Source organism: Olsenella kribbiana, assembly GCF_036408795.1.
Lineage (GTDB): Bacteria > Actinomycetota > Coriobacteriia > Coriobacteriales > Atopobiaceae > Olsenella_L > Olsenella_L kribbiana.
This window is the reverse complement of sequence record NZ_JAZGJP010000008.1, coordinates 39561-63488: the sequence shown is the minus strand read 5'-3', so window position 1 is coordinate 63488 and position 23928 is coordinate 39561. Positions and strand designations below refer to the sequence as shown.

Below are 23928 nucleotides of genomic sequence, written 5' to 3'. Positions count from 1 at the left end.
CTCGATCTGTCTGCTGTATGGTCTCAGCCGCCAAGGTAGGCGCTCTTGACGGCAGGATCGTTCAGGAGCTGCTTGCCGGTGCCCGCGAGGACGATATTGCCGACCTCGAGGACATAGCCCCTGTCTGCAATCGAGAGAGCCATCTGGGCATTCTGCTCGACGAGCAGAATCGTCGTGCCCGCCTTGTTGAGCGTCTCGATGATATCGAAGATCTCGTCGACGAGGATAGGTGCCAGACCCATCGAAGGCTCGTCGAGCATGAGGAGCTGCGGGTGGCTCATGAGAGCACGACCCATGGCAAGCATCTGCTGCTCGCCGCCGGAGAGCGTGCCGGCCGTCTGAGCTTTGCGCTCCTTCAGGCGCGGGAAGTACGTATAGACCTTCTCCATCGTGTCCGCGTTCTCCGCGGCTGTCCTCAAGTAGCCGCCCATCTCGAGGTTTTCCTGAACCGTCAGATGCGAGAAGACGCGCCTGCCCTCGGGGCAGAGAGCCATGCCCTTCGCGACGATCTTGTGGGCAGGAAGGCCTGTAATGTCCTCGTCCTTGTAGACGATCTTGCCTTCCTTCGGCTTGATGAGGCCTGCAATCGTGTTCATGGTCGTCGACTTGCCGGCGCCGTTGGCACCGATCAAGGAGACGATCTCGCCTTCGTTGACCTCGAAGGAGATTCCTTTCACGGCGTGGATTGCGCCGTAGTAGACCTGGAGGTCATCAACCTTCAGCATGGTCATTTCTCCACCGCCTCCTTGGCAGCCTTGGCACCCTGCTTGCCGAGGTATGCCTCGATGACGCGCGGATCGGACTGTACCTCTTCCGGCGTGCCCTTGCAGATGATCTTGCCGTAGTCGAGGACGCCGACAATCTCGCAGATGCCCATGACGAGAGCCATATCGTGCTCGATCAGAAGGATGGCGATCTGGAAGTCATCGCGGATCTTCTGGATGTTCTCCATAAGCTCTTCGGTCTCGTTCGGATTCATGCCGGCGGCAGGCTCGTCGAGAAGCAGGAGCTTCGGATTCGTGCCCAGGGCACGCAGGATCTCGAGGCGGCGCTGTGCACCATAGGGCAGGTTTCCTGCAAGCTCATTGGCATACTTCTGCATGTTGAAGATGCCCAAGAGATCCATTGCCTTGTCGTGGAACTCCTTCTCTTCCTTCCAGTGCGCCGGGAAGCGCAGCATGTCCTGGAGAAGCGAGGTGTTCATCGAGTTGTTCATGCCGACAAGGATGTTCTGCTCCACCGTCATCTGGCTGAAAAGGCGGATGTTCTGGAACGTACGGGCGATGCCGAGGCGGTTGACCTGGATCGTGTTCATGCCGGCGGTATCGACGCCGTTCAGAAGGATCGTGCCGCGGGTCGGCTGGTAGACCTTCGTGAGGAGGTTGAAGATCGTCGTCTTGCCGGCGCCGTTCGGGCCGATGATGCCGGCAATCTCGGTCGGGCCCATTGCGATGTTGAAGTCATCGACTGCCGTGAGGCCGCCGAAGTCGATGCCGAGGTGCTCGACCTCGAGGACGAGCGGCTTTCCGAAGTCGCGCTCGGTGACCAGGTTGGGCGTCGGTACCGGAAGCAGCACCTCGCGCTGACGCTTGCGCTTGATCTCATTCGGGCTATCGGCCATCTTTCGCCACCTCCTTCGTCTCTTCTGCTACTGCTTCTTCCTTCTTCTGCTTCTTCCAGGGGAACTGGCCGTTCATGATCTTCTCGATCGTATTGCCCATCGAGAAGTCGTAGGTGCCCATGAGGCCCTGCGGACGGAAGATCATGACGACGATGAGGACGACTGCGTAGACGACCATGCGGTAGTCAGAGAAGGCACGCAGCGCCTCAGGCAGGATCGTGAGGACGGTCGCAGAGAGGACGGAGCCGAGCATGGAGCCCATGCCGCCGAGGACGACCATGACGAGGATCTCGATCGACTTCATGAAGCCGAACTTGGCAGGCATCATGACGCCGACGCAGCCTGCATAGAGGCCGCCGCCGATGCCGGCGAAGAAGGCAGAGACGACGAAGGCGAGCGTCTTGTAGTACGTCGTGTTGACGCCCACAGACTCTGCGGCGATCTCGTTGTCGCGGATCGACAGGATCGAGCGTCCGTGCCTGCTCTTCATCATCGTGTGTATCAGGAAGAGCGATATGGCGACGACTATGAACGTGTTCAGGAAGTTTGTGTAGGACGGGATGCCCGTGAGGCCCTTGGCGCCGCCCGTGAGCTGGAAGCCGAGGACGTCGTCGATGTTGAGCATGACAACACGGATGATCTCAGCGAAGCCGAGCGTGACGATGGCGAGGTAGTCGCCCTTGAGGCGCAGGGCCGGGATGCCGATGATGAGGCCGGCAAGGGCAGCGCAGAGGCCGCCGAAGATGAGGCCGCAGACGAAGAGCAGCATTGCCTGGGGTGTGCCCGTCGAGAAGTCGCGGGTGCCGACACCGAAGACGTCAGCCATGCGCATGATGAAGATGGCGCAGGAGTAGCCACCGACCGACATGAAGCCGGCATGGCCCAGAGGAAGCTGTCCCAGGTAGCCGGTGGCGATGTTCAGCGACACTGCCATGATGATGTAGATGCCGACCTGCTCCAGGACCGTCGTCTGGTAGCGGGAGATGACGCCTCCGGAAATCATGAGCTCGCCGATTGCGAGGAAAGCAACGACCAGAATCGAATTGATGAGGTATCGCTGCTTGGTAGAGAGCGTGCGGTACGCCCTGTTGATTGCTTCAGCCATTGTTATCCCCTACACCTTCTCGGACATCGGACGGCCGAGGATGCCCGTCGGCTTCACGATGAGGACGATGATGAGCAGGAGGAAGACGACAGCATCCTTCCAGACGGAGAGGCCCACAGCAGAGACAGCCACCTCGGCAAAGCCGACGAGGAGTCCGCCGATGACGGCGCCTGGAATCGAGCCGATGCCACCGAGGACCGCTGCGACGAAGGCCTTCGTGCCGAGCATGATGCCCATGGTCGGCGTCGCCTGGCTGTATGCCATCGAGTAGAGGACAGCACCGATGCCAGCAAGCGCAGAGCCCACAGCGAACGTGAAGGAGATCGTGTTGTTCACATTGATGCCCATGAGGCGTGCAGCACCCATATCCTCAGAGACGGCACGCATGGCCTTGCCGAGCTTCGTCCTGTCCACCAGCTGTGTGAGGATGATTGTCGAGATGGCCGTCACGATGACCGTGAGAAGGGCGACCGACGAGATCTGCATGCCGCCGATCTCGACTGTCGTGGAATCGATGAAGGAAGGCACAACCTTTGCGTCAGCGCCGAAGACGAGCTGTGCGCCGTTCTCCAGGAAGTAGGAGACGCCGATGGCCGTGATCAGGATCGACAGACGCGGCGCATTGCGAAGCGGCGCATAGGCGACCTTGTCGATGAGTACGCCGAGCAGCGTGCAGCCTGCGATAGAGAGTACGACAGCAACAAATGGAGGCATGCCCAGCTGGGACATGACAATCCATGAGATGTAGGCGCCGACCATGATGATGTCGCCGTGTGCGAAGTTGAGCAGCAGGATGATGCCGTACACCATCGTGTAGCCCAGGGCCACAAGCGCATAGACGCTGCCCAGCTGCAGACCGTTCATGATCTGCGTGACGAGTGTCATGCCTGACCACCCCTTTCATAGCAATGGTTAAATACTCGATATTTAGGATAGCTTCGCCCAAGAAGAAAAGAAGAAATTGCTAGAGCTAGTATCTCAATGGTAACAGGCCGTTTACCTGCGTATCCTCGAGCCCAAGAAGAGCGGGCGCCCGGCATTTGGCCGGATGCCCGCTCCTTTGGCTGAGCTATGAGCTTGCGTCTTAGGACTCTGCCTCGACGGTCTGGAAGACCTCCTGCGCGCCACCCTTGAACGTGATGACCAGGGTCGGCTTGACCGGGTCGCCCGTGCCTTCGTACTTGATCGTGCCGGTCACGCCGTCAACGGAGCCAGAGGCGATAGCGTCGATGATGGCCTGGGAGTAGTCGGCAGTGCCAGCCTTGGCCTTGCCGTCCTTCTCCACGGTCTCGATGGCGTTGGCCATGACCATGGCAGCGTCGTAGCCGAGGGCGCAGAAGTTCGACGGCTCGTCGTTGAACTTTGCCTTGTAGTCGGAGATGAACTTCTGGACCTTCTCGTCCGGGTTCTCGGAGACGAAGGAGCAGTCATAGTAGCAGCCCTCGAGGTCCTCAGCGGATGCGTACTCCTCGGAGCCGCCCACGATGTTGGACCAGCCATCGGCGCCCATGAAGACGCCCTTGTAGCCCTGCTGGCGAGCCTGGGTGACGATCTTGCCGTCGTCCTGGTAGTAGTTCGGGCAGAAGATGGCATCAGGGCTCGTAGCGATGATGGCGGTCAGCTGGCCGTTGAAGTCGACGTCGCCGTCAGCATAGCCCTGCTGCGTCGTGATCGTGATGCCCTTCTTGCCGGCTTCCTCGACGAATGCGTCGTTGACGCCCTTCTCGTAGTCGCCGCCGGAGTTGTAGATCGTGCCGACCGTCTTGTAGCCCTGCTTTGCAGCGAAGTCTGCCATGAGCTTGCCCTGATACGGGTCGGTGATGCAGGCACGGAAGGCGTTGGAGCCATACTGGACAAAGCCAGCAGCCGTTGCAGATGCAGAGATGAGCGGCATGTTGTCGTTCACGGACTGCTGGGCCACAGCGATGGAAGGCGTCGAGGTGACGTCGCCGATGATTGCGACATCGCCATTCTCGACCATCTTCTGGTAGGCGTTGACAGCCTCGGTGGCATCGCCCTTCTCATCCATCTCGTCGAGCTCGACGTCCTTGCCATTGATCTTTGGGTTCAGCGAGAAGTAGAGCTCCACACCATTGCGGACGGCCAGGCCGTACTGTGCGACGGAGCCCGAATAGGGGCCGAGAACACCCAGCTTGATCGAGCTGGAGTCAGAGGAGCCGGAGCCCGAGTTGCCGCAGGCTGCCAGGCCAAGAGCAGCGGCAGAAGCGCCGGTTGCCTTCAGGAACGAACGACGTGAGATGCTTGCCATAACAGATTCTCCCTTTCTGTTGTGCCTTAAAGCTCTGATAGAGAACTTAGGACCAATTGGAAAGCAGCTTTGCAAGAACCGACAGGTTTTGATGTATCAGTAACTTTGAGATTCTTTTCTGAAACAATCTGTCCTCGCTGCTGCAACAGAAGCGCTGCGGCTACCATTCCCGCAGCTCAGAAGGCCTCCCCCGCCGGCTATAGCCAGATGCGAGGTACGGCCATGGTAATTCGTAGGCCGAGGACAGCCGCTGCACCGACAGAGGAGAGAGCTGCTTCAGCGTGCTTGGAAGAAGCGCATTCCATCTCGATCCCCTTTCCGGCTGGCTGAAAGAAAGCCTGTTGCTTTCTTGATATGCGTACCCTAGCGCACGCACACACAGATGGGCATCTACGTTACCTATGAGTTTTCCTGCCTGAAACAGAATGTCCCGATATCAGCCAGCGATATGGCACATATTCGAGCCAGCCCTGTCCGAACATGCATGAGAGCTTTTTCTCATCATGCATAGGCACGCCTGTCAGCCCGCGGAAACGCTGCACAATTCAGTGCGCAATTCCTCCATGCAACAAAGTTTTCTTTGGTTTACTATTGACACCATCAGGCCAAAGGTGTTTAATCCTAGCCAACAGATGGGAATTAGCTCTTCCTTCCCCCTCGTTTCGGAGCCCATTCCCAGGGACACAGACGTGTCCGAGATCCAGCAGACCCTCTCCCTGCTGGATCTTTTTTATGCCAAGAGAGCATCGAGACATGGAAAAGCACTGGTTTCCGGAGCTTCGGCATGCTCTGGATTCCAGCGCTCTCCTGCAGATGGACTTTTCCTTACGCGACTTCCTCTTCAGAGGCATCCTGCTCAAGGCAGCTTTGGAGGAGCGGCAGGGTCTCGTCGACCACATCAGCCACACGCTGAGCGATCGTGACGCAGGCATCGCTTGCACCATGGCCCTGGAGCAGAAGATCGTAGTGTCCGACGATGTAGTCGGAGGAGTTCAGATTGAACTTGATCCAGCGCTGCTGGTTGTTGGCGGCATTGCATACCGAAAGCGCCTGGGAGCGCTGGTTCTGGGGAACGCGCACCAGCGGGGACGTCTGGAAGTGCACTTCTTCCCCGTCCTTGGAAAAGATGGCATAGACATAGAGCTGAGGCAGCTGCTTCTTGCCGACATGCTCGAAGACCTTCGAATGGCCCGAGCGCGGCTTGGCTCCGAAGACGACCGAGACAATGGGAGATGGCCCCATCCTCAGCACGTCATACACATAATCGCTGTTATCGAGTTTGCGGATAAAGGATTGAAAGCGTTTCTCTGCGGATGACATGGCACTTCCTCCTTCTTGTCGTTCCAGCCATGACTCTCGCCCCTCGCTGCCCCTTAGTTTGGCCAATATTCATTACGGAAGCGTAAAAGATTGAACAGCGATGGGCCGGCGGCCGGTACTTTTCCGTAAGCGGTTCGATACCACCCCAAAAAAGATGCAGATATGTTATATCAGACAAGCTCGTATATACAAGTTTAGAAAGCTTTCAGAAAAGGCGCCCGGATAAATCCAGGCGCCTTCAGGCACTGCCTCTCTGCTCTCCGAAAGATCCTACATGTCATCCTTCGAGAAGCTGTTCTTCATGCCCATGCTTGCGAAGAAGAGGACCTTCGAGAGGAGCGCGTCCGTCTCTTCCTTGAGCTCGTCAGCCATCTTCTGGTTGGCTGCCTCGAGCACAGCCTGGACATCGTCTGTGCCCTTCTCCACAGCAGCATCCGTCTCGTGGAGCATGGCATGTCCCATACCGCCGACCTTCTCCTGGTAGCGCTCGACATCTGCTGCTGCATCATGGAAGTGTGCATCGGCAAGCGCTGCAATGATGCGGTTCTCCCAGTAGAAGCACTCGGTCGTGACGTGGGCATCCGTCTTCTCGAGATAGGCAGGCGTCGTCCGCACATTCGTGTAGAACGGCACGAGCGCATTGAAGACATTGCTGCCGAAGGCAATCCACTGGACAGCACGGCACGCTTCAGGCCCATAGGGGCGCAGCTGCACGACAGAGAGCTGGCTGTTGCGGTTGATGCCGATAGGACGATACATGCCACGTCTCTCGTCGCCGCGGCGGCTGTAGGGGTCGAAGGGCGTGCCCTGATAGTGCAGGGACAGGGCATACTTCACGTCCTCGATCGTGAGCTTGCGCTCCGGCACGCGGCTCCAGGGGATGTCATCCGCTTCCGGCGTGAGATCGGCATCCGGTCCGTCCCACTTGAGGGCATGGGGATTGAGGAAGCGCTGCATGGCCCAGGCACGCGGCGTGTTGTAGACGTGGTCGGAATCGGAGTGCGAGCCGAAGGCATCGCGCGGATTCATGAGGCCGTCTCCGAGCGTGAGGTCGAGGTGGTTCTTCTCCACGAACTCCCTCATGTCAGCAGAGCACAGGTAGTCCTTCTGGGCGCCGAAGGCATCATCGAAGTCGAAGGCATCGATGCCAAGCTGGTTCGGCATCGTCACATAGGCATCGTCCGGGACGCGCTTTGCGATCCAGTGGTGTCCGCCCACCGTCTCGAGCCACCAGATCTCGTCCGCATCGGAGAAGGCGATGCCGTTCATCTCATGGGTGCCATACTGCTCGAGAAGGGCGCCGAGGCGCTTCACGCCCTCGCGTGCGCTCTTGATGTAGGGAAGGACGATCGTGACCATGTCCTCCTCGCCGATACCGCCTGCGACCTCAGGCTCATAGCCCTCTTCGCCTTCCGTGCCCTGTGCCGGCTTGTAGACGACGAAGGGGTCAGCTCCGAGCACGCGCTCGTTCGTCGTGAGGGTCTCCGTTGCGCTCATGGAGACATTGCTCTCGTTCACGCCAGCCTCAGCCCAGATACCCTCGTCGAGGATGGCATTCGGCAGCGCCGTGTAGCGCTCCGGGTTGTCAGGAAGCTCGATTGCGAGATGGGCAATCTTCGAGACGTAGTGGCGCGGCTGCTCTTCGGGATGCACGACGACAAAGCGCTTCGGGCAGAAGCTGCCCGATCCTGAATCCTCGTTCCTGGCCACGATCGTGGAGCCGTCATAGGAGGCCTTCTTGCCGATCAGAAGGGTTGTGCAAGGCATAGAATCATGCTCCTTCTTGTCTTTGGCAGCGTGTGCTGCCGCTTGCATGCTCCCCTATCCTACCCGCAACACGCACTTCCGGCATCGCATGCACGGAATGCCCAAGCACAGAAAAGGAGGCCAGCCCGAAAGCCAGCCTCCCCGCAAGATCTTGGGAAACAGATGCTAGATGCGGTCTGCAATGTGCATGATGAGGTTCTGCGTCTTTGCCCAGCCGAGGCAGGGATCCGTGATGGACTTGCCATACACGCCGCCGCCGATAGGCTGGTTGCCGTCCTCGATGTAGGACTCGATCATGAAGCCACGGAAGAGCTTGCCGATGGCCTCGTTCCTGTGGGCGGAATCGAGGACCTCGTTGCAGATGCGAATCTGTTCGAGAGGACGCTTGCCCGAGTTGTCGTGGTTCGTGTCAATGATGACAGCCGGATTCTGGTACTTCTCGTTCTCCTCGTAGGCAGCAGCGAGGCGCTCGAGGTACTCATAGTGGTAGTTCGGGTAGTTGATATCGTCGAGGCCGCGGTATCCGCGCAGGATGCAGTGAGCAAGCGGGTTGCCGGTTGTCTCGACCTCCCAGTTGCGGTAGATGAAGGTCTGCGGATGCTGGGCTGCATAGACGGAGTTCAGCATCACGGACATGGAGCCACCCGTCGGGTTCTTCATGCCGACAGGGACCTCGATGCCAGAAGCGACAAGACGGTGCTGCTGGTTCTCGACCGAACGGGCGCCGACAGCGACATAGGCCAGAAGGTCGCTCAGGAAGCGGTCGTTCTCCGGATAGAGCATCTCATCTGCCGTGAAGAGGCCCGTCTCCTCGATGACGCGCATATGCATGTGGCGGATGGCCTTGAGGCCCTCGAGCAGGTCAGGAGCGCCCTCAGGATCCGGCTGATGGAGCAGTCCCTTGTAGCCGGTGCCGTTCGTGCGCGGCTTGTTCGTGTAGACGCGCATGACGATGACGAGCTTGTCCTGGACGCACTGCTGGAGCACGGCAAGACGGCTCGCGTAGTCGAGCACGGCGTCCTCGTTGTCGGCAGAGCAGGGGCCGACGATGATGAGCTTCTTGTCAGACTCGCCACGGATGATCGAGGCAACCTCGGCGTCGACTGCCTTCTTACGCTCGGCGCTCTCATCGGAAAGCGGCATCTCCTTCTTGAGATCCTGCGGGATGGGAAGGCGCCTCTTGAAATTTGCAGACATGGAACCTCGCTTTCAAGGATAGCTGCAGATATCCCCTGCAGCGGACTATCGAGTTGTGGCTATGGTACGTGCAAGTCCGGAGATGTCTCGGACCTGTAAACAGACGGAAACTATTTCAGCGAGGCTCAAGCAAGCTGTCAGAGTGCGCAGGACCAGCGCTTGTTCTCATCATCGTCGAGGATATTGCCCTTTTCCTCGCCCAAGAGGCTCTTCACCGCAGCCTCGCCGTCCACGAGCGAGAACTGGGGCATCTCCCAGCAGCGATGATCTTTCACGATGTGGGCTGGGATGCCTGCAACCGTGACATTGGCCGGGACATCCTCGAGCACGACCGCATTCGCGCCGACCTTCACGTTGTCCCCTATCGTGATCGCTCCGAGCACCGTTGCACGCGCGCCGACCATCACATTGTTGCCGAGGGTAGGATGGCGCTTGCCAGCATGGTGTCCTGTCATGCCCAAGGTCACGCCCTGATAGAGCATACAGTCATCGCCCAGGATGGCGGTGGAGCCGATAACGATGCCGATGCCGTGGTCGATCACGAAACGCCTGCCGATCGTAGCGGCAGGATGGATATCGATGGCATAGCGCTTGCGCGTATGGCTCTGCGACCACATGGCAAGCGAATGCATGCCGTGGGTCCACAGCCAATGCTGGCGCCTATAGGCCCAGACCGCACGCAGGCCCGCCGCAAAGAACACGACCTCATGCACAGACGACACCGAAGGATCGCGTGCGACGACCGCACGTGCATCCTCCTTCATCATCTTGATAAGGCCGATCTTGCCGTGTTCACGGCTCATATCTTCCGGAGCTTCGAGGAAGCCCCTCTCATCTGCATTCATTGCCTCTCCAGAGAAAATGCCGCATTCCGCTGCTGCAACAGCTTCAGCCACTGGCAGCCTCCTTGCCGAACGTGCCGATATGACCTAGCGGGATATACAGAGCGCGCCTGGCACATGGCCCAAGGCGGCTCCCGTCTGTCTCCTGCCAGCCCTTTGCATCGAGCACCGGCCCTTCTAAATCATACTTGCGTAGCGGTATTTCAGAGACAGTTATACCGCTCGAAGGGCACTCCGGTCAACAGGAGCAGCACGTCTCGAGCCAAGAAAAGGGAGGGCATCCTGCGATGCAGGCTGCCCTCCCCCATCTGTGCATATCTGCTTTAGAGGTCCATGGAGAGATAGCGCTCGCCGGTATCCGGCATGATCGCGACAATCGTCTTGCCAGCATACTCGGGACGGTTGCCAAGCTCGACGGCGGCAGCGACAGCAGCGCCGGAGGAGATGCCGACGAGGATGCCGAAGTCGTCGGAGAGCTTCTTCTTCGTGTCGATTGCAGTCTGGGAAGCGATAGGCACGACCTCGTCCACGACGGAGGCATCATAGGTCTTCGGGATGAAGCCAGCACCGATGCCCTGAATCTTGTGGGGGCCTGCCGGCTTGCCCTCGAGCACAGCAGATTCTGCCGGCTCGACAGCGATGCCCTTGACGGAAGCCTTCTGCTCCTTCAGGAACTTCGCGGTGCCGGAGATCGTGCCGCCCGTGCCGACGCCTGCGACGACTGCATCGACGGTGCCTTCGGTGTCGCGCCAGATCTCAGGTCCGGTCGTCTTGTAGTGGGCACGCGGGTTTGCAGGATTCACGAACTGGCCGGCAACGATTGCGCCCGGCGTCTGGGCCTTGAGCTCGTCTGCCTTTGCGATGGCGCCCTTCATGCCATCCTTGCCCGGCGTGAGGACGATCTCTGCACCATAGGAGGCAGCAAGCTTGCGGCGCTCGATGGACATCGTCTCAGGCATCACGAGAATCATATGGTAGCCACGCGCTGCGGAAAGCATGGCAAGACCGACACCGGTGTTGCCGCTCGTCGGCTCGATGACCGTGCCTCCTGGCTTCAGGGTGCCGTCTGCCTCTGCGGCATCGAGGATGGCCTTCGCGATACGGTCCTTCACAGATCCGCCAGGGTTCGTTGCCTCGTACTTGCCGAGAATCGTAGCCTTGCCGTCGACGAGGGCGGAGAGGTCCACAAGCGGGGTGGTGCCAATCAGTGCCTCGACGTGCTTTGCGACCTTCATGTTCGTGCCTTTCTGTTGCTATCTGCTGGATACGAGGGTGGTTTGGCCGGGGACACAAGTCCTGGATGGCCTGCAAGCTCGTTGTGTACAGAATGGCACTTATATTCCTACCATTCAAGTGGGAATATGGGATTGCTCTGTTAATTCCTAGTTACATAGAGGAATTAAACCAGCCCAGATCGGGCCTAGGCCTCTGCCTGCTCCTTCGGAAGCGCAAGGCCAAATCCGAGCATGAGGGCAGGTGCAATCATGCAGAGCGGGTACTGGGCCGCAATGAGGACGCAGACGACGACCACGACCTGAAGGGCCGACGGCAGATATGCTGCCACGAGCGAGCCTGCGACGACGAAGAGCGTAAGCACGCAGCCAAGCACAAGCGAGACGATCCTCTGGGTCTTGCCGAGGCGCAGGTGCCCGAGATGCACGAGCGTGATCATGCCGGCAAAGGCGATGCTCTCGACAAGCAGGGGCGAAGAGACGATATAGGCAAGCTGCAGGCCCATGGAGGCCGTGACGAGCGACTCGTAGGCGCTCTCGGACATATGCGTCCAGAGGACCATGGCAAGCGAGAGCACGGCAACAACCGCAGAGACGATCATGAGAACGATATAGGTCTTCCTGTTCATGTGTTCCTTTCGATGAGGATGCCACACTCCATAATCGCCTCTTGAGGCAGGTTTCCTGCCGGCCCTTAGGATCGGCAGGAAACCGACACGGAACGCCTATGAAGCTGAGAGAAGTCTCAATCAGGCATCGATGAAGCCCTGGTCCAGAAGGTCTGCGACCTCGGCCAGGTCCTGGCAGATGTAGGATGCCATGCCTCGCATCTCATCTGTCACGGGCGAGAGATCGGGCACCATGATGGTTATGAAATGCCCTGCGGCTCCTGCCTTGACACCCGAGTAGGAATCCTCGAGCACAAGCGTGCGCTCGGGCTCTACCCCAAGCTGTCGCGCTGCCTCGAGGAAGATATCGGGTGCCGGCTTGCTGTGCGCGATGCCGGAATCCCTGCCGCTCACGATGGCCTGGTAAGCTCCTTCGAGCCCGAGATGGCCGAGGTGGAGATGGATGAGCTCGAGCGGAGAAGATGACGCCACGGCGCAGGGTATATGCCAGCCGCCGAGATAGTTCATGAGTTCGAAGAGGCCAGGCTTTGCCGGAACACCCTGGGTCCTGAAGACGACGCCTGCAAGCTCATGAAGCCTTCTGATCATCTGCGCCCCGTCGACATCCTTGATGTCGCTATAGATTTCCTCGAGGATTTCAGCTCCCCGCTCGTCCGTCGTGCCGCGCGTCCTGTCTGCGACTTCAGGGCGATAGGGCACTCCCGCCTCTTCGCAGACCTGGGGCCACTGGGCACACCAGACGCGCTCGGAGTCGACCATGAGGCCATCCATATCGAAGATTGCGCCCTGGATCATGCCTATACCTCCTGCGCGAAGAACCAGCGGTAGAGCGCAAGCTCCTCCGGCGTATTCCTGCTCGACCGGAACTCGACCATGCCTTCCTGCGACGCAGGCGCAAGCCTGCCCGTCTCCTCGAGGCGGCGCCTGAGCTCGCGTGCCGCGCCGGCACCCGATTCGAAGAGCGGCACATCGCCGACAACCGAGCGAATCTGACGAGCCACGAAGGGATAGTGCGTGCACCCCAGCACGACGGAATCGACCGTTCCGGCATACCGGCCGACAAGGCGCTCGATGAGCTCTGTGAGGTCGGGAGCATCGAGGTTGCCATGCTCTATCCTTGCCGCAAGCCCCGGACAGGGCTGGGAGATGACTTCGGAGTCGGAGCCCCAGGTAGCTGCGAGCTGATGGTACTTGTCGAGCCTGAGCGTCACCGGTGTTGCCATGACCAGCACTCTTCTGTGCTTCGGAGCAAGCGTTGCCGGCTTGAGCGCTGGCTCGACGCCGATGATTGGAAGATCTGGATACTCGGCACGAAGCGTCGCCGCCGCGACCGAGGTCGCTGTATTGCAGGCAATGACAATGGCCTTGCAGCCTTCATGCACCATGTACTCCACGATGGCACGGGAGAGCTTCATGACCTCTTCGTCCGTCTTCTCTCCGTACGGTGCATTCGCCGAGTCCCCAAAGAAGAGGAAGCGCTCATGCGGAAGCTCGCGCACGAGATGCTCGAGCACGCTGATGCCGCCGACGCCCGAATCGAAGACGCCGACCCATCCCTCATGTTGTCCCATGGAACCCATGACCTTCCTTCTGCTAGAGCCTGATGATGGCATGATTCGGGCAGCTCTCGAAGCAGGTGCCGCAATGGATGCAGCGCGGCTGGCTGATCATGACCGGGCTCTTCGTGAGATCTATCGCAAGCTGCGGGCAGGCCACGACGCAGATGCCGCAGCCTGTGCAGGAGTTCGTGACGTAATACGTTGCAGGCGGCTCTGCCGTGCCGACGCCGAACTTCCATTCGGTGCCATCCTGGCGAAGTATTCCCCGTCCATCGAAGAGGACAAAGCCGGCAAGGCTCCCATAGCCTCCTGCAAGCACGCTGTCCGCATCCGCGCCTGTCTCCCTGAGGCGAAGCGAAAGATCGCTCTGGGAGAGCTCATGCACACGTCCTGCAAATCCCACGAACGCAGGCCTTCCCTCCCATACGACGCCTCCCATCGCCGAGACATAGCGCCTATGGCGAAGAGACGATGAGAGCGCCGTGCCTGCGCGCACGGCAAAGGCGAGGCCTTCCCCATCGAAGCCTTCGAGCCACACTTCGTCTGTCCGCGGCCTCTCGTCTGCATCGACAGCAGAACCGATGAGGACTGGATGCTCCCTCGAGACCAGCTCCTCGAGTGCAGGCACAAGGGCCTCTCCGTCTGACGCTATCTGCATGGGTCACCTCTCTGGCAGCGCATTTCTGCAAACGTCTATAGTGTATGGCAAAAGAAGGGGCGAATGTTCATGCTCTATCTCATCCATGGCTCGGTCGCAGACCAGAAGACCGACGCAATCGTCAATGCTGCAAACCGCGCGCTTGCCGGAGGGGGCGGCGTCGACGGAGCGATCCATGCGCTTGCCGGTCCAGAGCTTGACCGTGCCTGCAGGAAGATTGGCTTCTGCCCGACGGGACAGGCTGTCGTGACGCCGTCTTTCAACCTTGAAGCCCGCACCGGCTGCCGCTTCATCGTGCATACCGTCGGCCCCATCTATGCAAGGGAGACTCCTCAGCGCGCACGCGAGCAGCTTGCCTCCTGCTACCGCACCTCATGCGAAGAGGCAAGACATGCAGGCGCGCGCACGATCTCGTTCTGCTCGATCTCGACAGGCGTCTATGGCTATCCCCTCGAAGAGGCACTGCCTCTGGCGCTCGAGATCCTCCTTGCAGAAGCGCCCTCTTTCGACGAGATCCGCTTCTGCCTCTTCAAGGACACAGAGTTCTGCCAGGGCAAGGTTCTGGCAGAGCAGCTCTTTGTCTGCAAGGATGCGCCAGAAGGCATAGAAGTGGAGAAGCTGCGCTAGTCCTCCACTGTCTCGTTTCTGTACTTCAGGTATTCCAGGAACTTCGAGGCGATCTTCGAGATGTCCGGACGTGTGATCACGCGGATGTTTCTGAAGGCTGGCTCCTCGAGGTGCAGCAGCTTGATGTGATAGGGATTGCGCTTGAGCACGAGACTCGGCAGCACGGAGACGCCGAGGCCGTTTTCCACCATCGACATGATTGCATAGTCATCCCAGGTCACGAAGCGGACGTCAGGTGCAAGATGCGCAGCCTCGAATATGCCTGAGACCTCGGTGTCGCCGCTCTGCTGCAGCATCATGAACGGCTCGCGGCAGAGGTCCTCGAGAGCGCAGGAATCCCTGGAAGCGAGCCGGTGCCCTTCGGGCACCACAGCCAGCATCTCGTCACGGTCGAGCAGCCTGTCCATGAGGGTGCTCTTCGGCTTTCCGGCAATGAAGCCGCAGTCGACCCTGCCCTCCTGCACCCAGCGCTCTATCTCGGTGTAGTCGCCCATCACGAGCTCATAGTCGATCTGGGGGAAGTCCTTCTGGAAGCGCGCAATCACATGCGGGAGCCAGTGCGTGGCCACGCTCGTGAACGAGCCGATGCGCACCGTGCCGACTGCAAGGCCGTTCACGTCGTCGATCCGGCTGTGGAGCTCCCGGTCCTCTTCGACGACCCGGCGCACGTACGGCAGGATCTTCTTGCCTTCAGCCGTGAGCGAGACGCCGCCACGGCCACGTTCGACAAGGCGGACGCGCCAGTCATGCTCGAGATCTGCAATCATGCGGCTGATGCCCGGCTGCGAGCATTCGAGGACCTCTGCCGCCCGCGAGAAGCTGCCCTGATCGACTGCCTCGATAAGGGCGCGGTACTTCTGGATGTTCGTGTCCATGCCCGCTCCTTTCCATCACAATTCATAATACAACATATTTATCATATTCGCTTTTATTGTAAAAAGCGCTCTGGGAAAATGGGTGGCACGGCAATCATCTGGAAAGGTGCATCCATGAGGAAATCCCTGCTCCGCTATCTCGCAGCGCTGCTTCTCTTTGGCTCCAATGGCATTGTAGCGGCACAGATGCTCCTTCCTTCCACCCAGATCGTGCTCGTGCGCACGTTCCTCGGCAGCCTCCTCCTCGCCGTCATACTCGCAGCCGGGCTTCTCCGCAGCCATGAGACGCTCCAGAGTGCCGCACACCCGAAGCAGGCGCTCTTCCTTGCCCTTTCGGGAGCAGCACTTGGCGGCGGCTGGATCTTCCTCTTCCAGGCCTACCGTCTGATCGGCGTCGGCGTCTCTTCCCTTCTCTACTATTGCGGCCCTGTCATTGTCATGGCCCTCTCGCCGATTCTCTTCCATATGCACCTCGGTGCCCGCAAGCTTGCCGGCTTTGCAGCTGTCGTCGGCGGATGCTTCCTCGTCGTCGGCCAGGGACTTCAGGGCACGCTCTCTCTGTTCGGCCTTATCTGCGGCTTCATGTCCGCGGTCATGTATGCCCTCATGGTCATCTTCTCGAAGAAGGTCACCGACATCTGCGGCCTCGAGAATGCGACCGTGCAGCTCATCGGCAGCTTTGCCTGCGTCTTCATCTATGCTCTTCTGACAGGCCAGGCGCTTCCTTCCTTTGCTGCCACCGATATCGCTCCTGCCCTCATGCTCGGCTTCGTCAATACCGGCCTTGGCTGCTTCCTCTACTTCGCTGCGATGCACGACCTGCCGGTCCAGACCGTGTCGGTCTGCGGCTATCTCGAGCCGCTCTCTGCTGTCGTCTTCTCCGTCATCCTGCTCGGCGAGCCCATGAGCGCAGCGCAGCTTGCAGGAGCTGTCCTCATCCTCGGCGGCGCAGCCTTCTCGGAGCTCTCCGGCAAGGCGAAGGCCAAGCCTGCTGAAAAGACAGCACCCATCCCCTCGAGGAGCCTCCAGCAGGCACGCTAGCGCAGAGCCATCAATGCTCAAGGACCCGATGCCAGAAGGCACCGGGTCCTTTTCTTCTCCCCTAGATTGAGACCTTCCCGAGCTCCTTCAGATAGTAGAGCGTGTCGATGCCAGGCCCGCGGTCATCTGCGAGGCAGCGCACCATGCGATAGCCGCCCTTCTCGAGCAGCGAGCGCTGCGCCCCATTTGTCGACCAGGTCCTTATGAGCATGGCAGAAGGGCAGATCCTCTTCTCGAGGGCGCGGTAGAGCGCAGAAGCAACACCGCGATGGCGAAATTCTGGCGCGGTGCAGATGGTCGTAATGTAGACCGCATCTGCACCGAGACGGATCCATCCCGCATCGAAGCCTCTGATATAGGAGAGAAAGCCGGCAAACCTCCTGCCTTCCCGCGCAAGCAGGAACGGCTGGCCTGCAAGCTCTGCAAAGTAGGCTTCGACCCCAGTCTTGTCTGAGGCTGCAGGCGTGCTCAAGTCTGTCTGATGGGTCGATGCCCTCTTGGAGAGCGGCGGCACGAACTCGCCTTCCGTCTCTTCAAGAAGTGCCAGGACGGCTTCTTCATCTTCGCCGGCAAGATGCTCTGCACAAGCAACCGAAAGCTCATTCATCGGCTGCGTCTGCCACACCTTTCTCGAGCCTGTCGAGCAGGATGCGGAGTGCCGGCAGGTATTTCTTCTCCAACCGCTCAAAATCCTGCTGGCCTGCCTCGGGAAGACGCGCGATATCGAGGTTCTGCGCAAGGTCCGAGATCTTGCACCGGATAGCCGCAGCAGAACCGCTCTCGGCGATATGCCTTACATAGTCAAGGTAGGGCACGCCCTCTTCATGCGTCAGAAGCCCCACGGCATCCCCTGCCGCGTCTCCGAACTCCTGCCGTATCTCATCGAGGTCCACGCCTCCATCCTCCACCACATCATGGAGCAGGGCGCAGACGAGGGCATCTTCATCCCCGCTTGCCATCACTCCCTGAGCCACGCTCAGGGGATGCAGGATATAGGGCGCTCCCGCCTTGTCGCGCTGCCCTGCATGGGCACGCCTGGCAAGGGCATAGGCACGCATCGCACGTTCATCGGTGCCGAAGAGCGCCTCTGCCAGAGCATCGGGGTCGGCCATCTGTACATCCATGCAAGCCGTCCCTATCCGCAGATATCCGGCAGATGCTTCGCGAGGGAAGCGGCGATGCCGTCCTCCTCGTTCGAGAGCGTCACCTCGTCGGCCGCTTCCTTCGTCTCGTCGACGGCGTTGCCCATAGCGACCCCTATGCCTGCCCACTTGAGCATCGTGATATCGTTCTGCGCATCGCCGAAGGCGATCACGTTCTCGGGAGCGATGTCGAGAGCAGAGAAGCTCTCGCGGAGCGCCTTCGACTTGTCGACGCCCTTGGCCGTGAACTCGTAGTAGTAGGGTGCCGTGAACATGGAGCTGAGCTCGCCCTCGAAGGGCTCTGCCATCTTTTGCCAATGCTTCTCGAGGTAGGCAGGCTCGCCGGCGACGAGAATCTTGTTCGGCTCCCAGTCGACGAACGCGGCAAGGTCGCGCTCTTCGCAGAGCAGGTAGCTGTTCGAGCGCGACTCGTACTCGATGATGTTGCGGCGGGTGCCATCCGGATTCGTGACCATGCCGGCAAAGACATCGTTCACGTACATGTAGCAGCCGTGGTCCATGATCGGCCACACACAGAAGCGCTTCATATGCTCGAGGACACGCTTGGCAGCATCTACGCTCATGGCCTGGTTGAAGAGGATCTCTCCTGTCTGGCAGTCCACGGCCTTTGCGCCGTTGTAGCAGACAAAGACACCGTCGTGCTCATACATGCCAAGCTGGCGTCCGAAGCGCGAAAGGCCGTTGTCGGTCCTGCCGCTTGCCAGCACAAGCCGGATGCCCGCCGCTTCAGCAGCCCTGAGCGCAGCCTCGGTCTTCGGCGTGATCTCCTTCCTGTCGTTCGTGAGCGTGCCGTCCACATCGAGCAGAATCGCTTCGATCATGTCTGCCCCCAATCTTTCGGGTCCCCTGCTGTCCTACCAGATGCTCACATCGGGCAGCAGCTGTTCTGTGTAGCCCGCCTGTGCAAGCATCCTGCTTGCATCGAGCACCGTCTCTGGCGTCATGACGGGGTCCTGCCAGCCGCGCTCGGGATAGATGACATTGCGCTCGACATCGCCCACGAGCACCGAGATGAACTCATGCTTCGAGATCGGTGCCAGGCCGCTTGCGTACCAGCGTGCATACTCATCGTAGCCGATATCCGGCACGGCAACCTGGAACGTCAGTCCCGGCCAGAGGCAGCTCACGGTCGCCCTTGTGCGAAGCGCACGGTAGGGACGCTCGACGACAATGAGGCGTGCCTTCGCAATCCCCTTCTTCCTCATGAGCTCCCGCGTGAAGCGGATATTGTCGCCCGTATTCGTGGAATCGGGCTCAGTGACGATCGCATCGGCAGGAACGCCCGCCTCCTCGGCGATATGGGCGAAGCGCTCTGCTTCCGGTTCCTGCCAGAGCCTCTTCGTTATGCGTCCCAGGCCACCTGTGAAGATGATGAAGGGAGCAAGCCCCTCATGCCAGAGCTCCGCTGCCCGCTCCGCCACATGCTCGTCGTGGCTTCCAAAGGCCAGGATGGCAGATGCAGGCATAAGCTCTGAATCTGCACTCTCGCCGTATTCGAAGATCAAGCGCGCCAGCCGATCGATATCCTGAGAATCCATAGCAGCACCTTCCTCGCAGCTTCTGCTTCAAGCCTAGCAAGCCGCCGGTGCACGAGGTGCAGGAATCATCAAATCCCGACAGCTTCCGCCATCTTCGGGTAGCATGAAAGGCATGCTTTTCAGACCGTCCCGAAAGGAGCATCCATGAAACCGGCCAAGCTCGCACACCGCGTCTGTGCCCTCGTGTCGGGCCTGCTCCTTGCGGCAAGCCTTTCTGCCTGCGGAAGCACGGGCGAGACCACGACCGCTGCATCGCAGCAGACATCCGGAGCGACGATCACGACCGGCATCCTCCAGAATGCCGATGTCGCTATCAGCTGCGATACGTCGGATGGCTATGACCTCGTGCAACAGGGCGTGAACTTCGATGTCTCGAAAGACGGCAAGGTCGCAGCCTATGGGTTCCTGATCCTGAAGGCCGACTACGACTCCTACGTCGCCTCTGCAAAATCCGCTTCAGACTACACGACGACCGAGATCAACGGCTCCTCTGTCATCACCTATACGGACTCCGGTATCGCAGAGGCCCTGATCGAGGTGCCTGATGGAAAGAACTACATCTATCTGCGCGATGCCTCTGGCATGGACGATCTGGATACCGTGCTCGGGCATCTGACGTTCACGGCAGCCCAGTAAGAACATCCGAAGGAATGCAAAAGCGGGAGAGGCTTTTCGTGTCCCTCCCGCTTCTCTTACAGGTCTCTGAGCGAGCGCTCGATGCCGGCGATAGCATCATCGACCGAGTCTTTTGCCTTCTCGATCCTGGACTGGACCAGGATGTCGGCAATCGCGCCATCAAATACGAAATCGGCAAACTCGAGGAAGCCATCCACATCGACCTTCAGATGCTCGACATCCCGGACGTCGCCGAGCTCCTTCTGGAAGGCCTGGACATCGCGCTTTGCCTGGCCGATCGCCTCGCGCGCCTCGGCAAGGCGGGCATGCTTCAGCGCACCGGAGATGAAGTTGCCGCCGAAGAGGTCGACGAGGCCCCAGCTGCTTGCCTTTGCAAGGTAGCCCCGGGCCTCCCTGAGGCTCTTGAGCGCACGCTCTCCTGCCTCGCGTGCCTCTCTGCGTTCCTCTTCATCCGACGGGACCACGTACTCAGCTTCTTCGTCCATCATGCCTCCCCAAGTTGTCTTTCTGGCTCCAAGCTATACCCAGCCTGCAGCTTTTCAGACACGCCCGACATGAAACAGGGCGGACCGTGCCCGATTGCGCGGTCCGCCCCACAGCTCAGCTATCATCGAGAGCGAGGATAGCGAAAAACCGAACGATTGGATAGATCGTCTCTATTACTTCGGTATCCCCTCCTCCGCTCTGCCGCCTTCCATCGAAGTGCGGCAATCCGATAGATGCCTCAATGAGGGAGCTTCTGCTCCCGCTCGCTAGAACTTTGGTGTCATCCCCATTTCAGATGACGGACTACAGATGCCTGATGTGGGGAAAGACCCCCTGCTGCTCAGAACTTTGGTGTCATCCCTCTCGGCGCCAGGCGCCAAAACGGAATCGGAACTTTGCTTCCTGCATCATGCCGAAACAGACGTCGGAACCTTCCTCAGGCTCGCAGTGCCCATTCCCGCCGCCACAGCCACGCGCTCGTCACGTGCTGGACCAAAGTGAAATGGATGCACGAAGCACCGGAGCTCACCCAGCTAAATATCATACGTCTGCCCGATTGCCCGGCTGGCATTGCTCTGTCTCGGACAGCCAGTACGCGGGGGGGGGCTGAAACCCACACCCGTCAGATAAGGTCAGCGGTCCTCGGGCAGACGCACTATAGAGCTCTCATCTATGCCCATCGGACTCACCCCCTTCTCTCGTCGCAGCCTCTTTGGTGCGACCCTTTTCTGTTCGCTTATATTCCTACCCAGGTCCTTCGCCTCTTTCGGGACTCCCGTGCCGAGCGGTGCCAATTTGGCGCCGAACGGCCGAGTCGCCAGGAATCCCACGAGACAGCTCTGCCTGATATGCCTCTGCCAATCCCTTGGACAGGCAGAGGCAACAGGGAGGGAGGGGCTTACGGTCGGCTGGAATAGATTCCCGTTTCCCGCTCGCCTGAAGCCAGTCTAGGATGGCTTGGTGCCGTGAAGCTTTCCCGAAGCACTCTTCTAAGTTTCTGATTGCGCACGCTTCTGTTACGGCGTCCACCCACAGAATCCAGCTGTCCAAAGCCGGAGATGTGGTGAAAATCTGAAGCCGTACGTGGTAGTCTTTCGGCTTGTGGGAACTGCATCCACACATCACCTCTACTCTTCGCTCACCCAGGGAGTGACCATGGCTTTGAATGAGGAACGCGACACCGAGGCGACCGAGACCACGGCACAGGAAAGCGTGCCGGATGCGCAGAAGGCAGACGAGGCAAAGACAGAATCCAGCACAGAGCCGGAAGTGCAGCCGAATCCTCTGCGCGAGGCTGACATCGCAAAGAAGGAAGCGCTCGTCAGCGAGCTCCAGGAATTCGTACGCACATCCGACTGGCGCCACGGCTCGCAGCAGCTGAGGCCGACGATGGACGCCTGGCGCGCCATCCACAACTGGCATACCGCCAAGGAGGACGAGCTCTGGGAAGCCTTCCAGACCGCCCGCCACACGATCTATGCAGAGCGCACCCATGAGCGGGAAGCATCGCAGGCCGCAAAGGAGAAGCTCGTCGAGGAAGCCGACAAGCTCCGCGATTCGCGCGAGTGGAAGGCCACGACCGAGCGCTTCCACCTCCTGATGGATGCGTGGAAGAAGGCAGGCTCTGCTGGCCACGAAGAGGACGACCGCCTCTGGGAGAAGTTCAATGGCGCCCAGCATGAGTTCTTCGAGCGCAGGAATGCCCATTACCAGGAGCTTGACTCCCTCCACGCAAAGGCCCGCGCCAAGAAGCAGGGGCTCATCGAGCGCCTGCGCGCGCTGCCGCAGCCTGACGAGTCCTGGGGCGCCTCGCAGTGGAAGGCACAGACGAACCAGGTCCATGACCTGATGACGGAATGGCGAGCTGCCGGCCAGGCAGGCCGCGAAGAGAACGACCGTCTCTGGGAAGAGTTCAATGGACTCCGCCAGAAGTTCTTCGATGCCCAGCATGCCCACTACGCTGCGGTCGAGGCACAGTACAAGAAGAACGCCGAGGCGAAGCAGGAGCTCATCGACACCGCCAAGCGCGTCTCTGCCGCTATGGACTTCGGTCCCGAGGCGACCGAGACGATGAAGGGCCTGGACGTCAAGTGGAAGGCCATCGGCTATGCCGGCCCGAAGACGAACGATGCGCTCTGGGAGAGCTTCCATGACGCAAAGGAGAAGTTCTGGCTCCAGAAGCGTGCCTACCATGAGGCGCGGCACGAGATAGCCCAGAAGAAGTCCGAGGAGGCCATCGAGCGCAGAGAGGCACAGATCGAGAACCTCCAGGGCCAGATCGACCACCTCCGCGACAAGATGGAGACGACGACCAGCCAGGAGTACCTCGACAACATGGAAGGCTGGATCCAGGAGAAGGAAGAGCGCATCCAGGATCTGAAGGCACAGATCGAAGACATCAGGCAGAAACTCAGATAAGCTGAGAGGGCGGCATGCAATTGGGCATGCCGCCCTTTGTCGTTTGGAGTCCCTATGCGCCTCGCTCTGGCACAGATGCAGATGCAGGAATCGATGGCAGACAATCTCGAAGCGAGCATTGCCTATCTGAGGCAGGCCGATGCCGCAGAGGCTGACCTCGTGCTCTTTCCTGAAGCGCAGCTCACGCCGTTCTTCCCTGCCTGGAGAAAAGACGAGAGCCCCTATAGCGGAAAGCTCGCCGAGATGTGCCCCGACCTCGGATCTCCTGCCTTGGGGCAGCTCCTCGGCACCTGCCGCTCTCTTGACATCGCTGCCTCGTTCAATCTCTGGTGCAGGTGGCCTGATGGCCATGCCTACGACACGTCGATCACGGCAGGTCCGGATGGCACGCTTCTGGGCGAGCCTGCCCGCATGGTCCATGTCGCAAGCTATCCCGGCTTCTTCGAGGCCGACTACTATACGCCCTCCCCTTCGGGCTTTCAGGTCTACGACACCCCCTGGGGCAGGATCGGTGTCGTGATCTGCTATGACCGCCACTTCCCGGAAAGCATCAGGAGCTGCGCTGCCCAAGGTGCCGCGCTTGTGCTCGTGCCGACCGTGAATGTCGAGGACGAGCCGCTCGAGCTCTTCGAATGGGAGATGCGCGTCCAGGCATTCCAGAACACCTGCTATGTCGCACTCTGCAACCGATCGGGCAAGGAGCCGAACGACGACCCCGTCTTTGCTGGGGAGTCGCTTGTAACAGCACCCGATGGCACGCTCGTCGGCAAGGCAGGAGCCGAGGAGAGCCTCTTTGTCGCAGACATCGACCTCGGCCGTGTTGTCAAGATCCGCAGCGAGCGTACCTGGCTCGATGAGCGCAGGCCCGATCTCTATCTCTGAGGTCACAACAGATAGACATGAGGGAGGCCGGATGCCTGCAGGCATCCGGCCTCCCTTCCTTCT

At 59.9% G+C, this 23928-nt stretch carries 25 protein-coding genes; 5 read left to right on the top strand and 20 right to left on the bottom strand.

Features of this window, described 5'->3' with window-relative positions:
• Positions 1-23: 23 nt before the first annotated feature.
• From VXJ24_RS06850 to VXJ24_RS06785, 14 genes are all read right to left on the bottom strand, one after another.
• Complete coding sequence (locus tag VXJ24_RS06850) at positions 24-731, bottom strand: ABC transporter ATP-binding protein (RefSeq protein ID WP_330972184.1); 708 nt, start codon at positions 729-731, stop codon at positions 24-26.
• On the bottom strand, positions 728-1621 hold the full coding sequence (locus VXJ24_RS06845; RefSeq protein WP_330972183.1) for an ABC transporter ATP-binding protein: 894 nt from the start codon (positions 1619-1621) through the stop codon (positions 728-730). The genes VXJ24_RS06850 and VXJ24_RS06845 overlap by 4 nt, the downstream gene beginning before the upstream one ends.
• The gene (locus VXJ24_RS06840) at positions 1611-2726 is read right to left on the bottom strand and encodes a branched-chain amino acid ABC transporter permease (RefSeq protein ID WP_330972182.1); all 1116 of its coding nucleotides are present in this window, start codon (positions 2724-2726) and stop codon (positions 1611-1613) included. The genes VXJ24_RS06845 and VXJ24_RS06840 overlap by 11 nt, the downstream gene beginning before the upstream one ends.
• 9 nt (positions 2727-2735) lie before the next feature.
• Positions 2736-3611, bottom strand: a complete 876-nt coding sequence (locus VXJ24_RS06835) for a branched-chain amino acid ABC transporter permease (protein ID WP_330972181.1) — start codon at positions 3609-3611, stop codon at positions 2736-2738.
• A 199-nt stretch (positions 3612-3810) separates the two neighbouring features.
• Complete coding sequence (locus VXJ24_RS06830; RefSeq protein WP_330972180.1) at positions 3811-4995, bottom strand: ABC transporter substrate-binding protein; 1185 nt, start codon at positions 4993-4995, stop codon at positions 3811-3813.
• An 825-nt stretch (positions 4996-5820) separates the two neighbouring features.
• The gene (locus VXJ24_RS06825; RefSeq protein ID WP_330972179.1) at positions 5821-6255 is read right to left on the bottom strand and encodes a YbjN domain-containing protein; all 435 of its coding nucleotides are present in this window, start codon (positions 6253-6255) and stop codon (positions 5821-5823) included.
• 330 nt (positions 6256-6585) lie between these two features.
• On the bottom strand, positions 6586-8082 hold the full coding sequence (locus VXJ24_RS06820) for a C69 family dipeptidase (protein WP_330972178.1): 1497 nt from the start codon (positions 8080-8082) through the stop codon (positions 6586-6588).
• A 165-nt stretch (positions 8083-8247) separates the two neighbouring features.
• Positions 8248-9279 (bottom strand): 3-deoxy-7-phosphoheptulonate synthase, encoded by a 1032-nt coding sequence (locus tag VXJ24_RS06815; RefSeq protein WP_330972177.1) that lies wholly within the window; start codon positions 9277-9279, stop codon positions 8248-8250.
• A 137-nt stretch (positions 9280-9416) separates the two neighbouring features.
• Positions 9417-10082, bottom strand: coding sequence for a serine O-acetyltransferase (gene cysE, locus VXJ24_RS06810; RefSeq protein WP_330972176.1), 666 nt, complete (start codon positions 10080-10082; stop codon positions 9417-9419).
• Positions 10083-10444: 362 nt separating this feature from the next.
• Positions 10445-11356 carry a cysteine synthase A gene (gene cysK / locus VXJ24_RS06805; protein ID WP_330972175.1) on the bottom strand — a complete coding sequence of 304 codons (912 nt, stop codon included), beginning with the start codon at positions 11354-11356 and terminating at the stop codon, positions 10445-10447.
• A 185-nt stretch (positions 11357-11541) separates the two neighbouring features.
• Positions 11542-11982: a hypothetical protein gene (locus tag VXJ24_RS06800; RefSeq protein ID WP_330972174.1), complete on the bottom strand. Its 441-nt coding sequence runs from the start codon at positions 11980-11982 to the stop codon at positions 11542-11544.
• A 120-nt stretch (positions 11983-12102) separates the two neighbouring features.
• Positions 12103-12777: an HAD family hydrolase gene (locus VXJ24_RS06795; protein WP_330972173.1), complete on the bottom strand. Its 675-nt coding sequence runs from the start codon at positions 12775-12777 to the stop codon at positions 12103-12105.
• Between the two features lie 2 nt (positions 12778-12779).
• Positions 12780-13553, bottom strand: a complete 774-nt coding sequence (gene murI / locus VXJ24_RS06790) for a glutamate racemase (protein ID WP_330972172.1) — start codon at positions 13551-13553, stop codon at positions 12780-12782.
• A gap of 22 nt (positions 13554-13575) precedes the next feature.
• Positions 13576-14199 carry a DUF362 domain-containing protein gene (locus tag VXJ24_RS06785; RefSeq protein ID WP_330972171.1) on the bottom strand — a complete coding sequence of 208 codons (624 nt, stop codon included), beginning with the start codon at positions 14197-14199 and terminating at the stop codon, positions 13576-13578.
• A 69-nt stretch (positions 14200-14268) separates the two neighbouring features.
• On the opposite strand from VXJ24_RS06785, the gene VXJ24_RS06780 reads away from it, so the two are divergent.
• Entirely contained in the window at positions 14269-14826 is a 558-nt protein-coding gene (locus VXJ24_RS06780) for a macro domain-containing protein (RefSeq protein WP_330972170.1), read from the top strand.
• Here VXJ24_RS06780 and VXJ24_RS06775 read toward each other — a convergent pair.
• Positions 14823-15701 (bottom strand): LysR family transcriptional regulator, encoded by an 879-nt coding sequence (locus VXJ24_RS06775; protein ID WP_330972169.1) that lies wholly within the window; start codon positions 15699-15701, stop codon positions 14823-14825. The genes VXJ24_RS06780 and VXJ24_RS06775 overlap by 4 nt on opposite strands.
• Positions 15702-15815: 114 nt before the next feature.
• Between VXJ24_RS06775 and VXJ24_RS06770 the strand changes: the two genes are divergently transcribed.
• Positions 15816-16742, top strand: a complete 927-nt coding sequence (locus VXJ24_RS06770) for a DMT family transporter (RefSeq protein WP_330972168.1) — start codon at positions 15816-15818, stop codon at positions 16740-16742.
• Between the two features lie 61 nt (positions 16743-16803).
• On the opposite strand, the gene VXJ24_RS06765 is transcribed toward VXJ24_RS06770, so the two are convergent.
• The 4 genes from VXJ24_RS06765 to VXJ24_RS06750 are packed head-to-tail and all read right to left on the bottom strand — an operon-like array spanning position 16804 to position 19443.
• On the bottom strand, positions 16804-17349 hold the full coding sequence (locus VXJ24_RS06765) for a GNAT family N-acetyltransferase (RefSeq protein ID WP_330972167.1): 546 nt from the start codon (positions 17347-17349) through the stop codon (positions 16804-16806).
• The gene (locus VXJ24_RS06760; protein ID WP_330972166.1) at positions 17342-17866 is read right to left on the bottom strand and encodes an HD domain-containing protein; all 525 of its coding nucleotides are present in this window, start codon (positions 17864-17866) and stop codon (positions 17342-17344) included. The genes VXJ24_RS06765 and VXJ24_RS06760 overlap by 8 nt, the downstream gene beginning before the upstream one ends.
• An 11-nt stretch (positions 17867-17877) precedes the next feature.
• Positions 17878-18726 carry a Cof-type HAD-IIB family hydrolase gene (locus VXJ24_RS06755; protein ID WP_330972165.1) on the bottom strand — a complete coding sequence of 283 codons (849 nt, stop codon included), beginning with the start codon at positions 18724-18726 and terminating at the stop codon, positions 17878-17880.
• Positions 18727-18759: 33 nt separating this feature from the next.
• A complete protein-coding gene (locus tag VXJ24_RS06750; protein WP_330972164.1) occupies positions 18760-19443 on the bottom strand; it encodes a YdcF family protein in 684 nt (227 codons plus the stop codon).
• A gap of 144 nt (positions 19444-19587) precedes the next feature.
• Here VXJ24_RS06750 and VXJ24_RS06745 point away from each other — a divergent pair, with 144 nt between their 5' ends.
• Complete coding sequence (locus tag VXJ24_RS06745) at positions 19588-20079, top strand: hypothetical protein (protein ID WP_330972163.1); 492 nt, start codon at positions 19588-19590, stop codon at positions 20077-20079.
• Between the two features lie 56 nt (positions 20080-20135).
• Here the strand turns inward: VXJ24_RS06745 and VXJ24_RS06740 are convergent, their stop codons facing one another.
• Complete coding sequence (locus tag VXJ24_RS06740) at positions 20136-20564, bottom strand: hypothetical protein (protein ID WP_330972162.1); 429 nt, start codon at positions 20562-20564, stop codon at positions 20136-20138.
• 1156 nt (positions 20565-21720) lie between these two features.
• Between VXJ24_RS06740 and VXJ24_RS06735 the strand changes: the two genes are divergently transcribed.
• Together VXJ24_RS06735 and VXJ24_RS06730 are read left to right on the top strand one after the other, a co-directional pair.
• Positions 21721-22983 carry a DUF349 domain-containing protein gene (locus VXJ24_RS06735; RefSeq protein WP_330972161.1) on the top strand — a complete coding sequence of 421 codons (1263 nt, stop codon included), beginning with the start codon at positions 21721-21723 and terminating at the stop codon, positions 22981-22983.
• A gap of 54 nt (positions 22984-23037) precedes the next feature.
• On the top strand, positions 23038-23865 hold the full coding sequence (locus VXJ24_RS06730) for a carbon-nitrogen hydrolase family protein (protein WP_330972160.1): 828 nt from the start codon (positions 23038-23040) through the stop codon (positions 23863-23865).
• The last annotated feature ends 63 nt before the right edge of the window (positions 23866-23928 follow it).

Coding starts and splice junctions, on each gene's coding strand:
- cysK (WP_330972175.1), bottom strand. CDS start 11,356: ATGAAGGTCGCAAAGCACGTCGAGGCACTGATTGGCACCACCCCGCTT.
- VXJ24_RS06750 (WP_330972164.1), bottom strand. CDS start 19,443: ATGGATTCTCAGGATATCGATCGGCTGGCGCGCTTGATCTTCGAATAC.
- VXJ24_RS06845 (WP_330972183.1), bottom strand. CDS start 1,621: ATGGCCGATAGCCCGAATGAGATCAAGCGCAAGCGTCAGCGCGAGGTG.
- VXJ24_RS06850 (WP_330972184.1), bottom strand. CDS start 731: ATGACCATGCTGAAGGTTGATGACCTCCAGGTCTACTACGGCGCAATC.
- VXJ24_RS06835 (WP_330972181.1), bottom strand. CDS start 3,611: ATGACACTCGTCACGCAGATCATGAACGGTCTGCAGCTGGGCAGCGTC.
- VXJ24_RS06785 (WP_330972171.1), bottom strand. CDS start 14,199: ATGCAGATAGCGTCAGACGGAGAGGCCCTTGTGCCTGCACTCGAGGAG.
- VXJ24_RS06770 (WP_330972168.1), top strand. CDS start 15,816: ATGAGGAAATCCCTGCTCCGCTATCTCGCAGCGCTGCTTCTCTTTGGC.
- VXJ24_RS06730 (WP_330972160.1), top strand. CDS start 23,038: ATGCGCCTCGCTCTGGCACAGATGCAGATGCAGGAATCGATGGCAGAC.
- VXJ24_RS06820 (WP_330972178.1), bottom strand. CDS start 8,082: ATGCCTTGCACAACCCTTCTGATCGGCAAGAAGGCCTCCTATGACGGC.
- VXJ24_RS06735 (WP_330972161.1), top strand. CDS start 21,721: ATGGCTTTGAATGAGGAACGCGACACCGAGGCGACCGAGACCACGGCA.
- VXJ24_RS06740 (WP_330972162.1), bottom strand. CDS start 20,564: ATGGACGAAGAAGCTGAGTACGTGGTCCCGTCGGATGAAGAGGAACGC.
- VXJ24_RS06780 (WP_330972170.1), top strand. CDS start 14,269: ATGCTCTATCTCATCCATGGCTCGGTCGCAGACCAGAAGACCGACGCA.
- murI (WP_330972172.1), bottom strand. CDS start 13,553: ATGGGACAACATGAGGGATGGGTCGGCGTCTTCGATTCGGGCGTCGGC.
- VXJ24_RS06775 (WP_330972169.1), bottom strand. CDS start 15,701: ATGGACACGAACATCCAGAAGTACCGCGCCCTTATCGAGGCAGTCGAT.
- VXJ24_RS06815 (WP_330972177.1), bottom strand. CDS start 9,279: ATGTCTGCAAATTTCAAGAGGCGCCTTCCCATCCCGCAGGATCTCAAG.
- VXJ24_RS06765 (WP_330972167.1), bottom strand. CDS start 17,349: ATGAATGAGCTTTCGGTTGCTTGTGCAGAGCATCTTGCCGGCGAAGAT.
- cysE (WP_330972176.1), bottom strand. CDS start 10,082: ATGAGCCGTGAACACGGCAAGATCGGCCTTATCAAGATGATGAAGGAG.
- VXJ24_RS06800 (WP_330972174.1), bottom strand. CDS start 11,982: ATGAACAGGAAGACCTATATCGTTCTCATGATCGTCTCTGCGGTTGTT.
- VXJ24_RS06755 (WP_330972165.1), bottom strand. CDS start 18,726: ATGATCGAAGCGATTCTGCTCGATGTGGACGGCACGCTCACGAACGAC.
- VXJ24_RS06745 (WP_330972163.1), top strand. CDS start 19,588: ATGAAACCGGCCAAGCTCGCACACCGCGTCTGTGCCCTCGTGTCGGGC.
- VXJ24_RS06830 (WP_330972180.1), bottom strand. CDS start 4,995: ATGGCAAGCATCTCACGTCGTTCGTTCCTGAAGGCAACCGGCGCTTCT.
- VXJ24_RS06795 (WP_330972173.1), bottom strand. CDS start 12,777: ATGATCCAGGGCGCAATCTTCGATATGGATGGCCTCATGGTCGACTCC.
- VXJ24_RS06760 (WP_330972166.1), bottom strand. CDS start 17,866: ATGGATGTACAGATGGCCGACCCCGATGCTCTGGCAGAGGCGCTCTTC.
- VXJ24_RS06840 (WP_330972182.1), bottom strand. CDS start 2,726: ATGGCTGAAGCAATCAACAGGGCGTACCGCACGCTCTCTACCAAGCAG.